This window comes from Paenibacillus thiaminolyticus, from assembly GCF_007066085.1.
Classification (GTDB): domain Bacteria; phylum Bacillota; class Bacilli; order Paenibacillales; family Paenibacillaceae; genus Paenibacillus_B; species Paenibacillus_B thiaminolyticus.
The window spans coordinates 2629341-2650846 of the sequence record NZ_CP041405.1; the positions used below are offsets into that span (position 1 = coordinate 2629341).

Genomic DNA, 21506 nt, shown 5'->3' on the forward strand with positions numbered 1-21506 from the left:
ATCGCTTACATTCAAAGTAACATAATTCTCTCCCCTGCCGGGACGCCAAGACCTGCACTCCTTTGTCATTCAACTGGATTGATTTAAGGAGGGGGAAAAATACGGAGGCGATAGCTGATGAACTAGCACTTATTTGCTGTATTCCGCTTACACGAGGCAATTCCGTCCAGACCATGAACGGAATAGGCGATTGCGCTGCAGGGGAACGGGCCGGCCTCTTCGTACGAATCTTTGTGACTTATGCTTCGCCGGCCCATGCAGGAGCTCGCCGCTAGTCGCCGCTATGACGGCTGCGGTATTCAGTCGGGGCTGCCCCTGTCACCTTTTTGAACACGCGGCTAAAATAATTCGGGTCCCGGTACCCGACCTGGTAACAGATTTCCTTCAATGACAGCTTGTTTTCTTCAATATACTGGCATGCCCGGGAAATGCGGAGCTGCGTAATGTAGTCGGTGAACGTCGCTCCGGCCTGCTGCTTGAACAACTTGCTGAAATAATACGGATTAAGATGAACCATCCCGGCCACTTCCTCCATCGCAAGCGGCAGATGGAACCGTTCGTGGATGATCGTTCGCGCCTGTTCGATCACTGCATGCGCTTCCCGATCACGGCCCGCCTGCACTTGATGGATGGCTGCCTGAAGCGCCTCTTCAGTATGGGCTCCGGTATGGGCTCCGCTCCGGGTCGCTTCAAGCCGTTCCGTGCGGGAATAGCTTCCGGCTCGGACCGGAACCTGTTCGAAATGAACGGCCGCAGCAGAAGCGGCATCCCGGGCATATGCCGCCGCGCAAGCCGCCTCCACATACGATTCGCGCAGCTTGTCAATGCCGAGCTTCAAGCGCCCGATTCCGATATGGACCATGCCCTCCGCCGCTTGCCGCAGCATGGGAACAAGCTCCTCTCCCAGCGCGAGCACCTCCTCCTTCGCATATTGCGTGCCGTCCTTCAAGCGGACGAAGACTGTCATCTGTTCGTCTATCATCGGGCTGACGATACAGGACAGGCGGCCGGCCAGCTCATGCCTGACGGCGTTGTATACTGTCTCCAGCCGCAAGCGCCGGCTCCCGCCCTCGCATGCCTCGACCGTCCCGGGAGCGGCTGCGTCGATGACAAGGGCATACCCCATCTGCAGCGGGAACTGCGCCAGTTCGGCCAGCTGCTGCACATTCCAGTCCTGGACCTGGTCATGCATCAGCATCATCGCCAGCTCGTTCTCAACCAGCGGCATCAACCGCGAGACGGTATCCCGCAAGGCCAGCTCGGTGTTACGCTTGCTTCGCTCCTGCTCCAGCTCCTGGACCAGCCGCTGCAAGATGCCGATGATCTGTTCCTTCTTCGCGGGCTTCACAATGTAATCTCTCACTCCCAGGGCAATGGCCTGCTTCGCATAAGCGAAATGATCATAAGCCGTCACCAGCACCATCTTCACCCGGCTGTGGAGCGCCTGGATGTCCTGCAGCGCTTCCAGTCCCTGAATGCCCGGCATCTTCACGTCCATCATCACGATGTCCGGACGATGCTCTTCCGCGAGCTCGATCGCCAGGCGCCCGTTGGGCGCATGAATAATATCGAAGCTGTCCGGCATGGCGCGGGTAATCATCAACTCCAGGCCTTCCCGTTCCAATGCTTCGTCATCCGCAATTAACAGACGATACATCCACTTCCACCTCCTCATAAATGGGCAGCCGGAGCCTTACCGTGGTCCCCCTCCCGATCACGCTCTCCAGTTCCACGATATCCTGCCGGCCATAGAAAAGTTGCAGCCGCTTGAAGACGTTCTGCAGGCCGAGCCCGGTCGAACGGTGCACTTCGCCGCGGGAGCGGGCGTCCGCTTCCCCCTCGCCCAACAACGAGGCGCGGGTCGCCTCATCCATCCCGGCCCCGTTATCCGCGATGGTCACGGTCACTTCCGTATCCGAGCGGGTTATGGACACGCGCACGGCCGCCCCTTCTTCCATTCCCTCGACGCCATGGATGAACGCATTTTCGACGATGGGCTGCAGCGACAGGCACGGGATGTACTGTCCCAGAGCCCGCTCCTCGATGCTCATCTCGCAGCGGATGCGCTCTCGGAAGCGCGCCTGCTGAATCGAGAAATATTCCGCGGTATTGTCCACTTCCTCCCGCAGCGTCACCGGGGTATCCAGCTTGCGCAAATTGTAGCGAAGCAGATTCGAGACGGATACGGTCAAATCGCTTGTCCTGTCGGCCCCCTCGATCAGCGCCAGCTTCGACAGCGCATTGAGCGTATTGAACAGGAAATGAGGGTTAATCTGGCTCTGCAGCGCCCGCAGCTCCAGCTCCTTCACAAGACGCTCCCGCTCCAAATGCTCCATATCCTTGGCAATCAGCTTGCGGATATTGGCCAGCATATGCCGGAACGCCTCGGACAGAATCCGGAATTCATCATCTTGCCGGAACACGGGAGGCGCAATCTGCAGATTGCCCTTCGCGATCTGCTTGGCGGTGCGGACCAGCATATGTATCGGGCGGCTGATGCTCCGCGACAGCCAGATGACGAAGACCATGCTGAGCAGCAAGCTGACCCCGAACAAGGCGAGGCCGATCTTGTTCATCTGCTGCGTATTGTGCAGGATTTGCCGGTAATATGGCTGATAGCTGCTCAGCTCCAGATCCACGAGCGACTGGCCTTGATCCCGAATGAAGCCCGCGATTTTTTCCGTATCCTCATACAAGACGGCGAACGACCGCAAGCCGCGCACATCGGTCGCTCCCAGCACCTCCTCCACTTTCTCCAGGAATGAATCCAGCATATGGTCATAATTCCGGACGGAGATTTCGTTGCTGTCCGTCTCCGCCTGCTTGGCCAGGTTGCCCTTCAAAGCGAGCAGTTCTTCCTGCTGGATCGCCAGCTCGTCGTATGTCGTGTCCTTCTGGTCGATCAAGTAGCTGCTGAGCGTGCGGAGATGCTGCTCCGTCTGTTGGGCAACTTGCTTGTACAACAAAATGCGCTCCATCATCATATTGTAGCTCTCCTGGATCGTCCGGCTGCTGAAATAAATAAAATAGGTGACGGCGCTGACAAGGATGACAAGAAGAGGAATAAATACGAATAACTTCGTGCGGATATTCATTGTTCGTCACTCCAATCGGATTCCATCCTTCGTCAGTACCTCCGTATCCATCAGATGATGGGCCGGCGCGCTTCTCCCCTGCAGCACGTCATGAATGATCGAGACGCTGTCATAGCCCATCCGGTACGGCTTCTGAATGATGCTCGCCTCGATCTCGCCGCGGGCAAGCGCCTGCTTCGTCTCCTCGATATCATCGAAGCCGAAGATGAGCACATCGTCCCGGCCGGAGCTCTTGGCGGCCTGCAGGATGCCCGCCCCGTCCAGCGCGCTCATCCCGACGATAATCGCAATGTCCGGATGCAAATACAGCATCTCCGACGCTTTCTGCGCCGCTTCAATCCGTGAAATATTCGAGACCCGGACATCGACGATTTGCAGCGAGCGGTGCCGGCTGATGACCGAGCGGAATCCGTCCAGCCGCAGCGTCTGATTCTCGGCCAGATTGCTGCCGATGAGAACGCCGATTTTGGTTGCCGGACGCTCGGATAAGGCGAGGCCGGCTTCGGCGACGATCTCGCCCAGTCTCCGCCCCGACTCATAATTGTCGGTGCCGACATAGCTGAGCCGCTTGCTGTCCGGCGAATCGGCATCCACGGTTATAACCGGGATGCCCTGCGCTACCGCCTGGTCAATCAGCCGGGTATAAGCGATGCTGTGAATGCCCTGCAGCAGAATCGCATCCACCTTGGCGGCGATGGCCTTTTCCAGCAGCATCGTCTGTTCCTCCGGATTGATGCGGAGCGGCCCGGCATATTCCAAGGCAAGGCCCAGCCGGTTCGCCGCATCTCTCGCCCCATGCTCGATCATTCGCCAGTACGGATTGTCCAGCTCCTGCGAGATAAGCATGACGTGGGGCTTATTGGACACGCCGGTCTCTGTCTCGCTCAGCTCACGAATCAACGCCTGGTTGCGATAGGTGGATGACATGAACTGCAAGAGCAGATACAGAAAGGACAGGAACAGCAAGACAAGGGCAGCGGCCCATCTCTTATCCGACATGGTTCATCCCTCCCAACATAAATGAATACGCTTACAAGTTTGTTCATAATGATACTCCCTCCGCTGACAATCCAGCAACCGTCTCCAACCTCGGCAAGGATCTAAAAAAGATGACTCCTCGCTGGAAGAAGTCATCTTGCGCCCGCTGAACGGGTTGAATTCGGTATCGATTTACGCGTTGACGCGGACTATGCGAATGAAGGCTTTCCTCGATCGACTTCACCGCTGAGCACCTTCACATATTCTTCGTCCGAGCCTTCGACGGAAGGGCCAATGTAGACAATATCTGCCGCGTTATGCGGACCGCTTCCACGAATGCCTTTCTTCCTGGAACGGCCAAACGGACCTCTTGCCTGGCGGTTAAGCTTGTTGATTCCGGCACTTCCCTTATGCAAGTGAATAGGATGATCGCCCGTCATGCGGAATCACCTCCAATTAAGTGGTCAATGGTTCGCAGCAAATCATTGTTCAGCTGTACAATCGCGGCTAATTCGGATTCATCAAGCAGCTTCTGCCCCGCAAAATACACGGACAGCACGTGCTCTCTACCAAGAGGATAGCATAGCACATATACCAGCGCAAGCTCCTCGCGCTTGAAAAAAGACCATTTTCCGTGAAGGAAGACATCTATCACATAAATTTGATGATCCTTGTCCTGCTGGCGCTCCGCCGCGCTGAACGAGAAAAATTGTCCTCTCCCTACATTACCCGCCACCTGCCCGATGCCATCATGGCCTTGCTTGCGCCATAATGCCGCCCCCGTGACGCGGAACCCTTGCGGAGGCATGATAGAGTTGCGGACCGCCTCATACAGCGCTTCATACTTCTCCTGCGCGCTGGCGGTCGTCAGATTGCGAGTGTATTCCCAAAAAAAATGAAGCAAGCTTTGCTTCTGCAGCAGCTCGGTTTCTTTGTTAGCCAACAAGCTGCGAGGGTTTTGAAAGAAGCCCTCCTCCTTAATTTTGCGGATCAACTGCTGGCAGGCCACAGACACGGCCGCCTCATGCTTGTTATCCGTCCGCAGCTCATAGCTCAACAGCGTAAGCCCCTGCAGATCGGAGAGCACGTGGAATTCATGGATCGTCTTCCCCTCAATCAGATCGCTGCGTTCCCGGACTTGGCCGGGAATGATGGCGAACACTCTGCCCCGCCCCAGCTTTCCCCAAAAAAGCCCCATCTCGAACAACGTATTGTCCCGTGGAACGAACACATATTTCCCGCGATGCAATGCCACATCATCCGGCGCGAAAACGAAAATACCAAAATCATGCTGTTCAAGTTCTCTCTCCAATGTCTCCATCGTATATTCATTTCCGCCAAAGGCCCCGGCATACCAGGGGGAAACTTGACAGTAATAATTGAGTTGCGAGTGCACGGCAGTCGCGATGTCAATCGCTTCCCTTGATGAGCCGATAAACAAATTCGGTTTCGCAGAAATGGACACAAGCGCAGCTCCTTTTTGAACTTGATAGCCCTAATTATACTATGATTTTCCAGTCCTGTGTGAGACCAAAGCTTTGAAACCGATTTTTCATAGGATTCGCTTCAATCGGTCAACGTGTAGAAAATCTTTCCTTGATCTATACTTATGCTGTTGCCATAATTTTTAGCTCACCAAAGGAGACGACACAATGGATACTAGCAACCGCTTTGCCCGGCCTCATCTTGCCGATTGCGTGCCCGACCTGGTCGCGACGGCGCGAGGGGACAAAAAGGCAACCCTCGTCATTCAGCACGCGAAGCTCGTCAATGTATGCTCCGGGGAGATACAGGACGAGATGTCCATCGGCGTGCAGGGCTCGCGCATTGCCTTTGTCGGCAAAGATGCAAGTCATATGATCGGCGAAGACACGAAGGTTATCGATGCAGGCGGCCGCTATGTCGCGCCCGGACTGCTCGACGGCCACTGCCATATCGAGAGCAGCCAGATCACGCCGTCGCAATTCGCGCGGGCCGTGCTCGTGACAGGAACGACCGGCGGCTTCTTCGATGCCCACGAGATTACCAATGTTCTTGGCCTGCCCGGCCTGCGCCTGATGCTGGACGAAGCGAGAACGACGCCGCTCGCGGCCTATATGCAGGTCGCTTCCTGCGTGCCGTCGACAGGACCGGAGCTGGAGACCAGCGGAGCTTCAATCGGCCCGGCCGAAGTGGCGGAGGCCTTCACCTGGGGGCCCGATATGATCGCCTTGGGCGAAGTGATGAACTTCCCGGGCGTCGTGTTCAGCGATGAGAAAATGATCGGCGAGATCCAGGCGACCTTGCGCGCGGGGAGAGTTGCGGACGGGCACTATACGTGGCCGGTCGACGACTGGAGAATCTCTGCGTATGCCGCGAGCGGCATTAGCGGCTGCCACGAGAGCGTCAAGGCGGAGGATGTCATCGAGCGGGTGCGCCGCGGCATGTACGCGAAGATGAGACGCGGCTCGGCATGGCATGACGTCGCCGAATCGATCAAGGCGCATACCGACCACGGCATCGATACGCGCCGCATGATTCTCGTCACCGACGACCGCAGCCCGGAATCGCTGGTGGACGAAGGGCATATGGACTTCGTCGTCCGCCACGCCATCGCCCAGGGCGTCCGTCCGGTGACCGCCTTCCAGATGGCGACCATCAACACGGCGGAGCGCTTCGGCGTCGCACGCGATGTCGGGACGATCACGCCGGCCTCGTTCGCCGACATCATTATCCTCGACGGCAACCTGGCCGACGTCAACGTCGCCATGACGATTGCCGCCGGTCAAGTCGTAGCCGAGAACGGGCGCATGGCCGTGGATCTGCCGGAGTTCAGCTATCCGGAGGAAGCCATCCGTTCGGTGCATCTGACGCGGGAAGTCCGTGCAGACGACTTCGTCATTGCCGCCCCGGCCGCATCCGGCGAGCAGAAGGCAAGAGCGATTCAAGTGCGGGAGAATCATGTCGATACGAAGGAGCAGGTGGTATCCGTCCGCATCGAGGATGGCCGCGTGGCGCTGCACGTAGAGGACGGCCTATGCAAAATCGCCGTCATCGAGCGCCACAAAGGAACCGGCAACCAAGCGCTCGGCCTCGTGTCGGACGTCGGCTTCCAGGTTCCGGCCGCCATCGCGACGACCGTCGCCCATGATTGCCACAACCTGATGGTGATCGGCAACTCGGACACGCTGATGGCCAAGGCGGCCAACACGGTGGCCGATATGCACGGGGGCATCGCCGTCGTGACCGAGGATGCCGTCGTCAAGCTGCCGCTGCCAGTAGCCGGCCTGATGTCTAATGCGCCGTTCGAAGAGGTCGCGGAGCAATCGCGCGCCATCAGCAAGGCGCTGTACGATGCGGGCTGCACGATGAACTACGCGTTCATGACCTTGTCCCTGCTGGCGCTGATCGTCGTGCCGGAACTGCGCCTGTCCGATATCGGCCTGATCAAGACGACCGAGCAAGGCTTCGTAGAAGTTCCGTTGTTCGTCGAAGAATAAATGATACTTATTGACATGACAACAGGCAGCCGTCCCGGGGGATGGCTGCCTGCTTTGACATTCTATAAGATATTACGCGTGTACCTCAGGGCGATGCTTCGGCTGTTCCCCGACGGTATGGCCGTCGCTCTCGCGAATCCATGTCTCGAAGCCGCGTTCCCCGGCCTTCGATTGAATAACGCGCGCGCTAATCCAAAATTCGAGCCGTCACCATCGCCTTGATCACTCGCTGCCCTTGGACGAACATTTCCACTTCGATCTTGCAGAACCTGCGGCTCAGTTCAATCACCGTCGGAATCATTTCCACGATGTTCTCGATTTCGATCGGCGCCAAATAATAAACGGACGTGTGGTCGATCAGCAGATCCTTCTTCTTATGCTGCTTAATCGTGCGGGTGACGGCAAGCGTGATCATGCTGCCCAGAATGCCCTCGGAGATGTACCCCATCTGGTTGATCATCGACGTATGAACAGGCCCGCGGAAATAAAGCCTGCCATCGTCGTCCCGAATCTCCTCGAACGCCGACCAGATCTGATCCTCCAGCGTCTCTCCCTTTTGAGGCTGGGAATGAACCGATTGCATCGCTTTCAATATATCCTTGCGGCTAATTACGCCGATCAGCTTCTTCTCCCCGTCAACGACCGGAATCAGCTCAATGCCTTCCCATACCATCATATGGCCTGCCGTCGCTATCGAGGTGTGAGGCATGACCGTAATCGGATTGGGGCTCATTAAATGCTCGATTCGTTCACTGTCGGAAGCGCCGATAATGTCCTTGGCGATAATCATGCCCACCGGCTTGTTCGCATCATCCACTACGGGAAAACGGTTGTGATCGGATTCCTCGATCAGCTTTTTCAGATGCCCGACCGTACTGGCTTGGTGAATCGCGGTGAGCGGAATATCTTTTCGAATAATATCGCCGACCAAAATGATCTGCTTCTTGATCATCCGTTCGGATAAAGCGCGGTTCAGAAGCGCAGCCACCGTGAAGGTGTCGTATTTGCAGCTGATGACCGGAAGCGCCAGCTCGTCCGCCAGCTCGCGAACCTCCGCCGGGGTATCGAAGCCCCCCGTAATCAGCACCCCTGCCCCCAAGGTCAAGGCGCTGTGATGCGCCTTGTTCCGGTTCCCGACAATCAGCAGATTTCCCGGTTCAATGTAGCGGATCATCGCTTCGAGCTGCATGGCCCCGATCACGAACTTGTTCAGCGTCTTGCCGAGGCCCGCTGTGCCGCCCAACACCTCGCCGTCCACCAGACTTCGTATTTCTTCGAAGGTCAGTTTATCGATATGCTGCGGCTCTTTCTTCTCGATCCGTACGGTGCCCGTGCGCTCTCTCGTGCTCACAATGCCCCGGCCCTCCGCTTCCTTGATGGCGCGGTAAGCCGTCCCCTCGCTCACGTTCAACGCCTGCGCGATTTTGCGCACCGAAATGCGCGTCCCGATATCAAGTTCCTCAATGTATTGGATAATCTGTCCGTGCTTCGTCGTCATTTCGTAAGAATTCATAAGCTATCCCCTCTGTTATATAGCGGAATACTTCTATTATATAGCATGGGGAAAATATTGAAACGGAAGCGGTAAAAGAAAAATTCCAACAGGCCCATCCGCTTCTCGAACAGGCTCTGTTGGAAATCCGCTTGCGGGGTAATCGGCTTGCGGGGTAATTACTCAATCATTGCGGTAGCAATAATAATTGGTAATGAAATAATGCGACAGCGGCAAGGAGGACTCCTGGACTTCCTCGCTGCTCGAATGATAGTACAAGTCCAAAAATACGGGAGACAGCGGATAAAACGCCGTGTACTCCATCGTCTCGTCTGTATCGTGTTCGACCTTGTTCATCGCCATATGCGTGAACCTCCTTATGCGTAATTAGGATAAGTGCATATAACCCGGGCGGGTCAAAAACGGCTCAAACGTATCCGCAACCGTCATATCGCGGAACAAAGAGGCAGCCAGCGTCAGGCGGGAGCCGGGGACTTGCTCTTCGCCCATGCGAAGATGGAGATTCTCCAGCTCTTCCTGAAAGATTCGATCGAAGAGCTCGACCGTGACTTTGCGCCCATCGTCGAGCACGCCCCGCGGATGGCGAATCCACTGCCACAGCTGGGCTCTCGAAATCTCGGCGGTCGCGGCATCCTCCATCAGATGGTTGATCGGCACCGCCCCCATTCCTCGAAGCCATGCCTCCAAATATTGAATGCCGACCGAAATGTTCATTCTCACGCCAGCCTCGGTAATCGGCCCTTGAGGCACCTCCAGCAAATCCGCCGCGGTGATCTCGCGTTCCGGCAGCTTCCCGAGCTGGTTCGGTCCCGGCATGTGGGCGTTGAACACTTCCATGGCGACCGGCACGAGACCGGGATGCGCCACCCATGTGCCGTCATGACCGTTCAGCGCTTCCCGCAGCTTATCCTTCCGCACCTTCTCCAGCGCCGCTTCGTTGGCCGCCGGATTGTTCTTGATCGGAATCTGGGCCGCCATGCCCCCGATGCAGTAGGCTTGGCGCCGATGGCAGGTCTGGATGGCGAGCAGCGAATAGGCCGTCATAAAAGGCGATTCCATCGTCACGATAGCCCTGTCGGGCAAAATGACGTCCGGGTTGCTCCGGAGCTTTTTGATATAGCTAAAAATGTAGTCCCAGCGCCCGCAATTCAAGCCGGCCGCATGATCGCGAAGCTCGAACAGAATCTCATCCATCTCGAAGGCGGCCAGAATCGTCTCGATTAAGACGGTAGCCTTAATCGTGCCGCGAGGAATGCCCAGCTCCTGCTGCGCGAATTCGAACACGTCATTCCACAGCCTCGCTTCCAGATGGCTCTCCATTTTCGGAAGGTAAAAATAAGGGCCGCTTCCCTGCCGAATCAACGTCTTCGCATTATGAAAAAAGTAAAGGCCGAAATCGAATAGCGACGCCGAGATCGGCTGACCGTCGATCAACAGATGCTTCTCTTCCATATGCCAGCCCCGCGGCCGCACCTTGAGCACAGCCGGTTCCTCATTCAGTTCATAGATTTTGCCCGCCTCGTTCACGAACCGTATCGTCCGGTTCACGGCATCCCGCAGATTGACCTGGCCTTCCAGCGTGTTGGACCAGGTTGGGGAATTGGCGTCTTCGAAATCCGCCATAAACACTTTGGCGCCCGAGTTCAACGCATTGATGACCATTTTGCGATCCCCGGAGGGACCTGTAATTTCCACTCTTCGGTCCTGCAAATCGGCCGGGATGGACGCAACCGTCCAATCCGCATTCCGGACCTGTGCCGTCTCCGCCAAGAAGCCCGGCCACTCGCCCGCGTCCAGTCTCTGCTGGCGCTCGTCTCTCATGTGAAGCAGTTCCTTGCGGCGCTTCCCGAACCGCCTTTCCAACGCCGTCACGAAGTCCAGCGCTTTAGGCGTCAGGATGACGCGATGGGCATCGGAGCTGCAATCCCCTTTCAATTCACGGTCTGACTGGCTCACACGGTTCATAGGTGGAACCCCCTTTGTTAAAATGGCTGAAGTGCTGAAATATGGTTCATTAACGGCTGAACTGCTCCTGTTCTGTCGAACCTGCCAGCGCGGTAGTGCTGGCCAGGCCTCCGGCAATAAGCTGGGTCACTTCGTCAAAATAACTGGCTCCCACTTCCCGTTGATGGCGGACCGCTTCATATCCTTCCGCCTCGCTGGCGAATTCCGCTTGCTGCAGCTCGGAGTAAGCTTCCATCCCCCGCTCCTTGTACCCTTTCGCCAGACGGAACATGCTGTGGTTCAAGGCATGGAAGCCGGCCAAAGTGACGAACTGGAACTTATAGCCCATGGCGCCGAGCTTCTGCTGGAAGGTGGCGATCTCCTTGTCGCTCAGCTTCCGTTTCCAGTTGAAGGATGGGGAGCAGTTATAGGCGAGCAATTTGCCCGGATAGCGGGCATGGATAGCTCGTGCGAATCGTTCCGCCTCCTCCAGATTCGGCTCGGCGGTCTCGCACCAGACCATGTCGGCATAAGGGGCGTAGGCCAGGCCCCGCGATATCGCTTGATCCAATCCCGCCCTTACATAATGGAAGCCTTCCACTGTCCGTTTGCCGGTCAGGAATGGCCGATCGTTGTCGTCGATGTCGCTGGTGAGGAGCTGCGCCGCATTCGCATCCGTCCGGGCAATCAAGACCGTATCCACCCCCATCACATCCGCCGCCAACCTCGCCGCGATCAGATGACGAATCGCCTGGCCCGTCGGCAGCAGCACCTTGCCGCCCATATGGCCGCATTTCTTCTCCGAGGCAAGCTGATCTTCCAGGTGGACTGCCGCCGCTCCCGCTTCGATCATGGACTTCACGAGCTCGAATACATTCAACGGTCCTCCGAAGCCGGCCTCGGCATCCGCGATGATGGGCGCGAAGAAATCGATGTCATTCTTGCCCTCGGAATGCTGGATATGATCGGCGCGCTGCAGCGCCTGATTGATTCTCTTCACGACATGAGGAACGCTGTTCGCCGGATAGAGACTCTGGTCGGGATACATCTGTCCGGACAGATTCGCGTCCGCCGCCACCTGCCATCCGCTGAGATAGATGGCCTTCAATCCCGCTTTGACCTGCTGGACGGCTTGGTTGCCGGTCAAGGCACCCAGCGCATGGATATAATCTTCCGAATGAAGCAGCTCCCACAATTTCGCGGAACCCCGCCGGGCCAATGTATATTCGATTTGCACAGACCCCCGCAATCTCAGTACGTCTTCCGGCGAATACGCACGCCGGATGCCTTGATACCGGGTTCCAGACCAATGCTCCTTCATCTGCCCGAGTTCCGTTCTCCCTGTCTCTCTCATCGTGAATCCTCCTCCATCGATTTGAATTTGGTTCGATTCATGCTTCCTGCTCCAGGTAACCGTTGCCGGAGCACCGGCTGCAAGGCAGAACCCGCCTGCCCTCGCATAATGGGCAATCATGATGTTCCTGGGTTTCAGCTATCGGGTTCATGCATTTAAAGCAGTCCAAATCGCCATTGCCGCTGCATACGGGACAATCCATGCCGTGCACCCCCTCTTAACTGTTATATAACAAAACTGTTTTGTTGATGTCATTATATAACACTGGCAATAACTGTTCAATACTGTTTTTTAAAATTTTTATTGTTATATAACAAAATGGGCAATATTCCTTAGATAGAACCCTTGCAGCGGAAAATAGAAAAGAGCCTGCACCTTGGTCGCAAGATACAGACTCTTCTAGGCAAAAGGCTTGCTTCAACGCCCGCCGCCCCATGCAAAAAGCCGCAGCTTGATGCTGCGGCTTCGGCTTCTGAACATTTGCTATTTACTTAGCGGCTTGCTGGCCGGCGATGCGCCCGAATGTGATCGCATCGGCAATCGCATTCCCGCCCAGACGGTTCTTGCCGTGAATGACGCCTGTAACCTCGCCTGCGGCGAACAGGCCCGGAATCGGCTGGCCTTGCTCGTTCAGCACCTCGGTCGTCTTATTGATAACAAGTCCGCCCATCGTATGGTGAACGGAAGGCACCGCTTTTTGAATATAATAAGGCCCTTTGCTCATATCCTTCAATCCTGCACGGTGGTTGAAATCCTCGTCTTTGCCCGACTTGGCGAATTTGTTGACGCGGTCGATTGTCGCCTGCAGCGCTTCCGGATCGATCTTGAAAAACTCCGCAGCTTCTTTCAGCGTATCCGCTTTATACAAGAGGCCGTCTTTGACGAGCATTTCATATTCGTCTTTATGTGTTTCAACTGTTTTGCTGATGTCCCCAATCTCCTGATTCCACAACTGGTAGGCGTAGCCGCCTTCCTGGGCCAGAATCCCTTTGGAAATGACATCGCGGCGTTCCAGCTCTTCGACGAAACGCTGGCCGCTCTGATTCACGAGAATCGCTCCGTCAAAACGGCTGTCCGCAACGAGCGAGATTACACCGGTCTTCGGACTGCATACCGGATAAGTCTGAATGCTCTCCATATTGGTCAGGGCGGCGCCAACCGCCTCAGCCATCACAATCCCGTCTCCCGTCGTACCCGGCGCATCCGTAGTCATGTATTTCTCATCGTATTCCGGATTGTATTGCTTTCTCATCTCGACATTGGATCCGAAGCCGCCCGATGCAATAATGACGCCTTTGTTGGCATGGAAGGTGATAGTGCCGCCGTTCGCTCCGGCAGCTTCGACGCCGATCACTTTGCCGCTGTCATCCGTGAGCAATTTCTCGGCCTTCGTATTCGTCTTCAGATCGATGCCCATCTCGTCCAGATGCTTTTTCAGCTTCGTAATCAGCTCGGCTCCCGTATGCCCTTCCGGAATGAGCGCACGCTTGACCGAGTGGCCGCCGAATTGGAACAAGTGATCCTTCAGGAAGTTCACCTTCACTTCATCCTTCAGCCATTCTGCCGCCGCAGTCGCATTCTCGGCGAGCACACGGACCATTTCCGGATCGCCGACATTATCTCCGCCTTTGAGCGTATCTTCAATAAACAGCTCGGTGCTGTCCTCAATGCCCAAGTTTTTCTGTACCCACGTGTTGGCCGCGTTCATTTCGCCGCCGGAAATCAGCGTGTTGCCGCCAACGCTAGGCATTTTCTCCAGCAGGACCACCGAAGCGCCCGCCTGCTTCGCTTCCAATGCCGCACTGAAGCCGGCGCCGCCAGCCCCGATAATGACGACATCATACGTCTGCTCGGCCGGCTCGTCTGTCTGGCTTTTGCCTGCCGCCTGCTTCGCCACAAGCGTCAAGCCTGCCTTCGCTACCGCATCCTTCACCGCGTCGATGTAGCCCTGGCTTGTGACCGTCGAGCCGCTGATCGCATCCGCCTCCGCGCTGTTCGAGGCGATCATAGTCTCTCTCAGCTCTTTATATACAGGCTCGGCCAACACTTCGTTTTCCTTCTGTTCGAGCACTTTAATATCAGTAATCTCGTCGTTCTCAAACGTGACCTCTACCTTAATCGTACCGTGCTTGCCATCACCTTCTCCGATGGACGTTACGATCCGATCTTGATCCCCTCCGTTATTGGCCTCCTTGGCATCTTGCTTGTTACCGCTTCCGCATGCCGCGAGCATCGCGACCATGCACAGGACAAGCACCATTAGTCCCGCTTTCTTCATCCTTTTCATGTCCCTTAAACCCCTTGTCTTCTCTTGTTGTATTTGTCTGCAGCGTAACAGTACTGTGCACTACATCATCATGATAGCACAGTAATTAATGTTGATTAGTGAAAGTTATCACTTTCACTATATAAAAGCGTAAATATATATGAACAAACAACTTTGTCTTGGACAGGGACCGCGAGAAGCTGCTCCTCATTCCTGTAAAAGTGCAGGATTTTCGCCTGTGTCGCTTGTTGGAAAAGGGACTGCTGCAAATATACAGCAATTTCGTTGATTTCGGTTCGTATTTAACATTAATGGTGTGAAAAGCTGTATTTTTGCAGGACTCATTACAAAATGCGCCGTCCGAGGGAATAAATGCTGCAAATTCGCAGGATTGGTACCGTTCATGCGTGGCATGCAGCGCGGACTTCAGGCACATGGAGATGCGCAGAGGAAATGCATTTATTCGCTGTTCGCCGCGCTTCAATCAGAGGAACTCGCCGCCCGCGATCCGCAGGGCCCCTTCGGCGTGAACCGCCGCGCTGCTTCGCACAAAAAAGCTGCAGCCCCCCAGACTGCAGCTTCCATTTATGCTCCCGCTTCGAACGAGACGGGCGTGACAATCAGCGGCGCATTCGCCCTGCACTTCAACGCCCGCTCCTGCCCGCGGTACCGGACGAGGCATTCTCCGTCCGCATCAGGCACCACTTCCGCCGCGGCCACGGGCCGCGCGTACCACAGCTTCAAGTCCTCGTCACGTGCTGTCTTGCTCGTTGCCATCGCGTCTCACACTCCTTGCATGCGCAGGTTCACTGTCACGATGTGCTTCGTTTCCCGGAAAGCTGAGCCTGCGGTCTGCTGCGGTATTTTCATAGAGGCTCGGAACGCACGGAAGCAGAGTTAGCCGCCAGCACGATGCAGCGCGGAGCTTTGATTGAAAAAAGAGACTGTTCTCTCTGCTTCCTGGCTGAGCTCGGCCCCCAAACCTCCATCTTCATCTCCAAACGGCGCATCTCCACTTTTTTTCCTTTTACTTTCCATGTTCCCGCTATCATGCCGTTGATCAGGACAGCCGGATGGACATGACCGGCCGCGCCATAATTTTTTTTTTTAATGCTCGCTTTCCAGATAAAACTTTTCTTTATGCCCCAATAACAACGGATCGAATTTCGGCAGCAGCTTTACTGTCGGAATAGCCGCCGGATTGTTCGTTCTATATATGTTTTTATTATCGTATAGATCGCCAATCGAAATGAGATCGGCACTGCTATTTTTCAATTTTTTTTAGCCAGCGTGACCGTAATCCCCGACCAGTACGCAAAATCCTCGGCTCTTGCCGGACCATAAGCCTGCAAATAGCGCAATAGAATCAGGCCAAGGGCTTCTTCCTGATCATACATATGATAGATGTCGGGCTGGTCCTGCAGCCACGAGCTTGTAAGATGGAATGCGTTGTCCGGCTCAAGCGGGTTCCCGTGAATCACCATCCGCTTATAAGACAAGTCCTTAAGTATTCCGCCCCACGGAGACAGTAAATAGTCTATGAGAGAGGGCTCGAATTTCAATGAGGCGTTCAAATCCGCTTTTACCTGTTGTCTCGTCTTCGGTCATTTCATTCAAGGATACGTTGCTCTGCAGTCTGCACTGTATCGCCAGTAAGGAATGGCTGAAGATCTGTGACTGAATTCCGAACTCGTGTTCCAGCAAATCCATCACATGGGCAAGGGAGTTTTCTTGCGAAAGTTTTTGTCTGTGCAGCAGCTCTTGGCATCTGCTCCTCGTGTCCATCGTTATGCCTCCTTCCGATTTTCCGATCCGAGACAGCCGGATGACGTTGATGTACAGGAGCACCTTCGGCCGCCGTGTTGCCAGATTCCCAAGTCTACCTGCTTGGCACCGGGTCCTGGACTTTCACAAATTCGATCTCCTTCGCTCCTGGATCCAGCAAGAATGAGACCGTAAGACGAGAGAAACGTCCCCCTGTATCCGCATGGAAGGAAGCTGGAATGGAGAGATCGAAGACGTCAAAATAAAGCTCATACCTGTCGTCGCCGAGGGGCGTCATCGGAAAGGCCAGTCCATGAAACAAGGCGCGTAATTGGCCATCCGCCCTCTCGACAACCAACTCTCCATAGGCCGGGTGTTCGAATCTCCCCGCATACTCATTCGCTGCCCGTACGGTTACGCTTCCCCGATCCTCATTGCCGGGACGGTCCGCCTCCTTCCGCATCGCCTCTTTCCCTTGCTTCGCCCATTCCTCGTACTGCTTCATCTCCGTAGCCATTCGCTCGCTCCAGTCAAGAGGCTCCAGCTCCAGCAGCCGGTCGAACAAGGTGTAGGAGAGGAAGCGCGGAAGCAGTGAGCCATTTTTGTTCGTTAAAAGGACGACACCGATGTTCTCCTGCGGCAAAAAGGAGATGAGAGAAGAAAATCCGTCAATTCCGCCATTATGATGAACCAACTGATAGCCCCGATACGATTCAATGCACCAGCCTAGGCCGTAAGTGCAGATGGGAAGCTCCTTTTTCCAAAAATACGAGGAATCGCAAGGCATCTGGGGTGTATGCATCGTGGCGATGCTTCCTTCCGTAACTAGCCGCTGCCCCTGGAATGCCCCCTGATTCAGTTGGAGCAGCACCCAGTTCGCCATCTCCATGACATTGCTGTTAATCGAGCCAGCCGGACCAATCACATCAAGGTTGCGGTAAGCGGTTGCCTGCACCTGATTGTCCTTGTCTATATATGGCACAGCGGCATTCGTATGACGTGCCGTCTCTTCAATGGAGAAGTTACTGTTCGCCATCAGCAGCGGCTCAAATATCCGCTCCTGCACCCATTGCTCCCAAGGCACTCCTGCAAGCTGCCCCACGAGATATCCCGCAGCCGTGTACATTAAATTATTGTATTGCCACTTGGAGCGGAAATCGTGGTTCGGCTCCAAATATTGCAGCCGCTCGATGATTTCTTCCCGGGTGAACGGCGCATTGTACCACATGAGATCATGCCGCGGAAGGCCGGAGCGGTGACACAGCATATCCCGGATTGTGATTCGTTCCGTCGCGAAGCCGTCAAATAGTTTGAAATTCGGAAGATACTCCTTCACCGGCCGATCCCAGTCCAACTTGCCCTCGTCTACGAGCATTCCCGCTGACATGGCCGTAAATGCCTTCGTGCAGGAGCCAATCGCGAACAGCGTCTCCGGCGTCACCTTCAGCCCCAGCTCCACATTCCGCAGGCCGAAGCCTTCCGCCATCGCGATCTGCTGCCCTTGGATGACCGCGATCGCAAGTCCCGGCACCTTCCATTGCTCCATCTGCTGTTGAATGTATTCCGAGAATCCATGTAACTTCGCTTGCATGATGCTCATCATTGTTCCTCCTTATACTTTATTTGAGGCCGTACAACCGCCCGCTTTGGCCGCCTTGCCTTGTGCAATTTTGCTCTCCTTCGCTTCCGGCTCCGGAGTCAGCGGCATCGAGATCCGATCAACTTGTAGCCCAGATATGTAAGCGTTCCCGTATCATCGTGCAGCGGAAGAGGGGCGTCCGAACCTCTATCTCCTTTGACGGCGGAGAACCCTATTCCCCTTCTATTCCGTTCTCCCGGTTCGCCATATCTTCGCATTGCTGTTAATCGTGCCAGCCGGTCTAATGACCTACAGGTTACGGTACTCAACAGTTCAACACGCAGCCGGGAACTCCTGTCCGGGCCCTCTGGATTTCATTGTGAAATTTGTCCTTCTCCGCAGGGTGCAGTAAAATTAAGGAAGTGCCGAAGCACAGATTGAATAGGGGAGGCTTGAGAAAAACGATGAAGACAGACACGCAAACCGGGGCATGCCAGCCACAATATGATCTTGCTAAGCTGGATACGCTCCTGCACGAGGATCATATCGCCAGGAATTTCCGCAATATGGACCATATTTTGCCGAAGCACGATATTCTCGCGCCGGCGGACAAGTTCCGGTTCTCCGAGGACTTGCAGCATCTGGACGATGTCCGCTACAGTTACAACGGGCAAGCATCCACCGCCGGAGAATATATGGAGAAGGTGAAAGCCACCGCTTGGCTGATCATCAAGGATGATGCCATCATAACAGAGCGCTATTATAACGGATATACGCGGGAATCGACCGCCACGTCCATGTCGGTCGCCAAATCATTCGTCTCGGCCCTGACGGGCATCGCCTTCGACGAGGGCGCGATGCGGGACGTCCACGATCCGGTAACGCGGTACTTGCCGGAGCTGGCCGGAAGCGGCTATGACGGAGCTACCATCAAGGATGTGCTGCAAATGTCCTCCGGCGTTCGCTTCAATGAAGACTACGCCGATCCCGATGCGGAGATTTATACGTTTATGAACGATGTCTTCGGGGAGTCGGCGATGCCGATCTCGGAGTACGTGCGCAAGCTGACTCGTATGCAGCCGCCGGGACATTACCAGTACAAGAGCGTGGATACCCAAGTGCTATGTATGCTGCTGGAGCGGACAACAGGGAAGAAGGTATCAGTTTATTTGGAGGAAAAGCTGTGGCAGCCGCTTGGCATGGAATACGATGCCTATTGGAACACTGACCTGCACGGCAATGATATTGCATTCGCCTTCTTGAATGCCGCTTTGCGGGACTACGCGAAATTCGGCCGCCTTGTCCTGCATCAGGGAGCCTGGAACGGCCGGCAGATCATTTCGGAGAAATGGATGAAGGAATCGGTCATTCCGGATCGGGCCGACTTGCAGCCGGGGCAAGCCGAGGAATGCTTCGGCTATCAGTATCAGTGGTGGACGCCGCACGGAAGCGACGGCTCGGAGGTGATGGCCCGTGGCATTTACGGACAGCACATCTATATCAATCGAAGGCATCATGCCGTCATCGTCAAGTCCGGCGTCGATCCGACCGTCTTCAATGTTCACGACGGCGAAGCGGTCACGGCCTACCGGACCATTCTCGAACATCTCGGATAGCGTGTAACGCGAATGGGCGCACCGGCCTGCGGCGGAACACGGAATGTGGATACCAATCCGGCGGTGCGTTCCGGGCTGCAGCATTCGCTACCCGAGCGGAGGCTGCAGCCGCACTGGCCGGACAACGATGGCATGCTCCTTCCCCGGCTTGGCCTGCCGGTCTGCTTGTCTCTCCCGGTGGCCGGCCCGCTTCCGCTTCTCATGCAGAATGTCATAGAAGCTGGGCTTGGCGTTGGAGCGGCCACTGCGAATCGCCGGTCTCGCGTAAGGGTGAGCATACCAGGAATGGTAAGGATCGTATCGGTGCACGTTGATTCGAACATCCCATAACATCGGGGATTCCTCCTCTTCATGATAAGCTTATGGAAGCAGCCTTTGCCTAGTGAAGACAAGACTCACGCTTGCTTGTTCTCTGGCTTCTGTAGACATCGAATGCGAACAGTTCTCTCGATAATACATACCCGCTCTGATCCCGCTTCAATCTAGAACCGCCGGCAGCAAACTGCTTCTTCCTCATTCTACTATTTCATACCGCGATTTGCATCCCGTTCAAGCTCCCGAGCCCGGCCTGATTGGTTCGTTGACCGGAAGGCGATTTGCTATAATATCCGTATGAGCCCCGCAGCAAGGGGCATGACACATTCCATGGTCCCTGCACGAACCTGAAGCGAGGAGGATAAAGCGATGAATCCAAGCAAGCCGAACGATGCCAGGCGAGCGTCCGATCCGGCCCCGGCCGATGAAGCGGCACAGCGATCCGTTCCCGGTAGCTCCGTAAGCGAGAGCGGGGATGCCCGGGGTGTCCCATCTGCCCGCAAGGAAACGATGGAAGAGCGGGATGCGAGCGAAGGAAATAACCTCCTGGAAGTGGAGCCGGGCAAGGAACAAGTCCAATCCGAGTCAGCCGAAGCCTCCAGCGAACGGCAGCCCTCTGCCATGGCGCAGCGGCCCGGCGAATGGCCGCAACCGCCCGGCGAATGGCCGCAACCGCCCGGTGAATGGCCGCAACCACTCCGCGAACGGCCGCAGCACGGCCATTCGGAACCGTTAACTGCAGCAGAATTCGAACAGTGGATTCAGGAGGACGAGGAGGAGGAGACGGAGCCTGCTCCGCGGAGAAAATGGATGGCAAAAACGATAACGCTACTGCTTGCCCTGCTGCTGTTCGGCAATGTGCTCGCGTTCTGGCCGCAGATCTACAATCTGCCTGCCCTCCGCTTCCTCCATACAGACAAGGAATTATCGCAGAGTGAACAGATACAGCAATACAAGCAGGCGGTCGTCATCGTCAATGCCCATGATCGGAAGGGCACCGGCTTCAATGTGGCCGCGGAAGGCATCATTATTACGAACCGACATGTGATGGCGGAGGACAAGACCGGATCGGTCACGTTTCAAAATAATAAGACGTATCTCGCCGATGTGGTCGCAAGCGACGCCGCCCTGGATGTGGCCGTCTTGAAGCTGCGGGACAATTCGGAGCCTTTGCCCGCCTTGCCCCTGGAGACAGACTCCGGGTGGCGGGAAGGCGCCCAAGTTCATATCATCGGCAACCCGCTCTCCTTCTACCATATCGCGATCGAAGGCAGTATTCTCGGTCTGACCCCGCTGCAGCACCGCGAGCGGCCCGTGCTAATGATTCAGGCCCCGATCCATTCCGGCAACAGCGGGAGCCCGGTCCTCAACGAGCAGGGCCGTGTCATCGGCGTCGTCTTCGCCACCACGACCGTGAAGCAGGGCGAAGAATCCGAGGAATCCATTCAAGTCGGACTTGCCATCCCGATCGAAAATGTTCGGCCCTATCTGAACGAAGCCGGTCAGAAGTAGCTTCACGGCCCGCTGGCTTCCTGGCCGCTTGCATCCGCCCCTCTCCGCCTCCGGTCCAAAAAGACGGATGCAAGCGGCCTGCAGAGAGCCG

At 55.9% G+C, this 21506-nt stretch carries 18 protein-coding genes; 3 read left to right on the forward strand and 15 right to left on the reverse strand.

All coding sequences use genetic code 11. The annotated features are described in order from the left end of the window. Nucleotides 1-271: 271 nt before the first annotated feature. From FLT43_RS11810 to FLT43_RS11830, 5 genes are all read right to left on the reverse strand, one after another. A complete protein-coding gene (locus tag FLT43_RS11810) occupies nucleotides 272-1657 on the reverse strand; it encodes a response regulator (protein WP_087444727.1) in 1386 nt (461 codons plus the stop codon). Then, nucleotides 1632-3095 (reverse strand): sensor histidine kinase, encoded by a 1464-nt coding sequence (locus tag FLT43_RS11815; protein WP_087444726.1) that lies wholly within the window; start codon nucleotides 3093-3095, stop codon nucleotides 1632-1634. The genes FLT43_RS11810 and FLT43_RS11815 overlap by 26 nt, the downstream gene beginning before the upstream one ends. A 6-nt stretch (nucleotides 3096-3101) precedes the next feature. Then, the gene (locus tag FLT43_RS11820) at nucleotides 3102-4094 is read right to left on the reverse strand and encodes a substrate-binding domain-containing protein (RefSeq protein WP_087444725.1); all 993 of its coding nucleotides are present in this window, start codon (nucleotides 4092-4094) and stop codon (nucleotides 3102-3104) included. A gap of 188 nt (nucleotides 4095-4282) precedes the next feature. Continuing rightward, a complete protein-coding gene (locus FLT43_RS11825) occupies nucleotides 4283-4513 on the reverse strand; it encodes a cupredoxin domain-containing protein (RefSeq protein ID WP_087444724.1) in 231 nt (76 codons plus the stop codon). After that, on the reverse strand, nucleotides 4510-5538 hold the full coding sequence (locus tag FLT43_RS11830; RefSeq protein ID WP_087444723.1) for a TIR domain-containing protein: 1029 nt from the start codon (nucleotides 5536-5538) through the stop codon (nucleotides 4510-4512). The genes FLT43_RS11825 and FLT43_RS11830 overlap by 4 nt, the downstream gene beginning before the upstream one ends. 187 nt (nucleotides 5539-5725) lie before the next feature. On the opposite strand from FLT43_RS11830, the gene FLT43_RS11835 reads away from it, so the two are divergent. Continuing rightward, nucleotides 5726-7552, forward strand: coding sequence for an adenine deaminase (locus FLT43_RS11835; RefSeq protein ID WP_087444722.1), 1827 nt, complete (start codon nucleotides 5726-5728; stop codon nucleotides 7550-7552). Between the two features lie 187 nt (nucleotides 7553-7739). Here the strand turns inward: FLT43_RS11835 and FLT43_RS11845 are convergent, their stop codons facing one another. The 9 genes from FLT43_RS11845 to FLT43_RS11885 all read right to left on the reverse strand — a co-directional run bounded on the left by FLT43_RS11845 (nucleotide 7740) and on the right by FLT43_RS11885 (nucleotide 17996). After that, nucleotides 7740-9065 (reverse strand): DRTGG domain-containing protein, encoded by a 1326-nt coding sequence (locus FLT43_RS11845; protein WP_087444721.1) that lies wholly within the window; start codon nucleotides 9063-9065, stop codon nucleotides 7740-7742. Between the two features lie 162 nt (nucleotides 9066-9227). Continuing rightward, complete coding sequence (locus tag FLT43_RS11850) at nucleotides 9228-9407, reverse strand: hypothetical protein (protein ID WP_087444720.1); 180 nt, start codon at nucleotides 9405-9407, stop codon at nucleotides 9228-9230. A gap of 24 nt (nucleotides 9408-9431) precedes the next feature. Continuing rightward, nucleotides 9432-11030 carry a malate synthase A gene (aceB, locus tag FLT43_RS11855; protein ID WP_087444719.1) on the reverse strand — a complete coding sequence of 533 codons (1599 nt, stop codon included), beginning with the start codon at nucleotides 11028-11030 and terminating at the stop codon, nucleotides 9432-9434. A 49-nt stretch (nucleotides 11031-11079) separates the two neighbouring features. Then, nucleotides 11080-12363 carry an isocitrate lyase gene (gene aceA, locus FLT43_RS11860; protein ID WP_087444718.1) on the reverse strand — a complete coding sequence of 428 codons (1284 nt, stop codon included), beginning with the start codon at nucleotides 12361-12363 and terminating at the stop codon, nucleotides 11080-11082. A gap of 487 nt (nucleotides 12364-12850) precedes the next feature. After that, nucleotides 12851-14650 (reverse strand): flavocytochrome c, encoded by a 1800-nt coding sequence (locus FLT43_RS11865; RefSeq protein WP_087444717.1) that lies wholly within the window; start codon nucleotides 14648-14650, stop codon nucleotides 12851-12853. A gap of 564 nt (nucleotides 14651-15214) precedes the next feature. Continuing rightward, the gene (locus tag FLT43_RS11870) at nucleotides 15215-15406 is read right to left on the reverse strand and encodes a hypothetical protein (protein WP_087444716.1); all 192 of its coding nucleotides are present in this window, start codon (nucleotides 15404-15406) and stop codon (nucleotides 15215-15217) included. Nucleotides 15407-15900: 494 nt separating this feature from the next. Next, the gene (locus FLT43_RS11875) at nucleotides 15901-16203 is read right to left on the reverse strand and encodes a DNA glycosylase AlkZ-like family protein (RefSeq protein WP_315974105.1); all 303 of its coding nucleotides are present in this window, start codon (nucleotides 16201-16203) and stop codon (nucleotides 15901-15903) included. Further along, nucleotides 16133-16414, reverse strand: a complete 282-nt coding sequence (locus FLT43_RS11880; protein ID WP_087444714.1) for a hypothetical protein — start codon at nucleotides 16412-16414, stop codon at nucleotides 16133-16135. Before FLT43_RS11880 ends, FLT43_RS11875 begins: the two co-directional genes overlap by 71 nt. 94 nt (nucleotides 16415-16508) lie before the next feature. Beyond that, entirely contained in the window at nucleotides 16509-17996 is a 1488-nt protein-coding gene (locus FLT43_RS11885; protein WP_244194365.1) for a serine hydrolase, read from the reverse strand. Between the two features lie 440 nt (nucleotides 17997-18436). On the opposite strand from FLT43_RS11885, the gene FLT43_RS11890 reads away from it, so the two are divergent. Next, nucleotides 18437-19588: a serine hydrolase domain-containing protein gene (locus FLT43_RS11890; protein ID WP_087444712.1), complete on the forward strand. Its 1152-nt coding sequence runs from the start codon at nucleotides 18437-18439 to the stop codon at nucleotides 19586-19588. A gap of 87 nt (nucleotides 19589-19675) precedes the next feature. Here the strand turns inward: FLT43_RS11890 and FLT43_RS11895 are convergent, their stop codons facing one another. Further along, nucleotides 19676-19921 carry a hypothetical protein gene (locus FLT43_RS11895; RefSeq protein WP_087444711.1) on the reverse strand — a complete coding sequence of 82 codons (246 nt, stop codon included), beginning with the start codon at nucleotides 19919-19921 and terminating at the stop codon, nucleotides 19676-19678. A 351-nt stretch (nucleotides 19922-20272) separates the two neighbouring features. Between FLT43_RS11895 and FLT43_RS11900 the strand changes: the two genes are divergently transcribed. Next, nucleotides 20273-21415, forward strand: a complete 1143-nt coding sequence (locus FLT43_RS11900) for a trypsin-like peptidase domain-containing protein (RefSeq protein WP_087444710.1) — start codon at nucleotides 20273-20275, stop codon at nucleotides 21413-21415. Nucleotides 21416-21506 lie beyond the last annotated feature (91 nt).

Coding starts and splice junctions, on each gene's coding strand:
- FLT43_RS11810 (WP_087444727.1), bottom strand. CDS start 1,657: ATGTATCGTCTGTTAATTGCGGATGACGAAGCATTGGAACGGGAAGGC.
- FLT43_RS11815 (WP_087444726.1), bottom strand. CDS start 3,095: ATGAATATCCGCACGAAGTTATTCGTATTTATTCCTCTTCTTGTCATC.
- FLT43_RS11820 (WP_087444725.1), bottom strand. CDS start 4,094: ATGTCGGATAAGAGATGGGCCGCTGCCCTTGTCTTGCTGTTCCTGTCC.
- FLT43_RS11825 (WP_087444724.1), bottom strand. CDS start 4,513: ATGACGGGCGATCATCCTATTCACTTGCATAAGGGAAGTGCCGGAATC.
- FLT43_RS11835 (WP_087444722.1), top strand. CDS start 5,726: ATGGATACTAGCAACCGCTTTGCCCGGCCTCATCTTGCCGATTGCGTG.
- FLT43_RS11845 (WP_087444721.1), bottom strand. CDS start 9,065: ATGAATTCTTACGAAATGACGACGAAGCACGGACAGATTATCCAATAC.
- FLT43_RS11850 (WP_087444720.1), bottom strand. CDS start 9,407: ATGGCGATGAACAAGGTCGAACACGATACAGACGAGACGATGGAGTAC.
- aceB (WP_087444719.1), bottom strand. CDS start 11,030: ATGAACCGTGTGAGCCAGTCAGACCGTGAATTGAAAGGGGATTGCAGC.
- aceA (WP_087444718.1), bottom strand. CDS start 12,363: ATGAGAGAGACAGGGAGAACGGAACTCGGGCAGATGAAGGAGCATTGG.
- FLT43_RS11865 (WP_087444717.1), bottom strand. CDS start 14,650: ATGAAAAGGATGAAGAAAGCGGGACTAATGGTGCTTGTCCTGTGCATG.
- FLT43_RS11870 (WP_087444716.1), bottom strand. CDS start 15,406: ATGGCAACGAGCAAGACAGCACGTGACGAGGACTTGAAGCTGTGGTAC.
- FLT43_RS11880 (WP_087444714.1), bottom strand. CDS start 16,414: ATGGACACGAGGAGCAGATGCCAAGAGCTGCTGCACAGACAAAAACTT.
- FLT43_RS11885 (WP_244194365.1), bottom strand. CDS start 17,996: ATGATGAGCATCATGCAAGCGAAGTTACATGGATTCTCGGAATACATT.
- FLT43_RS11890 (WP_087444712.1), top strand. CDS start 18,437: ATGAAGACAGACACGCAAACCGGGGCATGCCAGCCACAATATGATCTT.
- FLT43_RS11895 (WP_087444711.1), bottom strand. CDS start 19,921: ATGTTATGGGATGTTCGAATCAACGTGCACCGATACGATCCTTACCAT.
- FLT43_RS11900 (WP_087444710.1), top strand. CDS start 20,273: ATGAATCCAAGCAAGCCGAACGATGCCAGGCGAGCGTCCGATCCGGCC.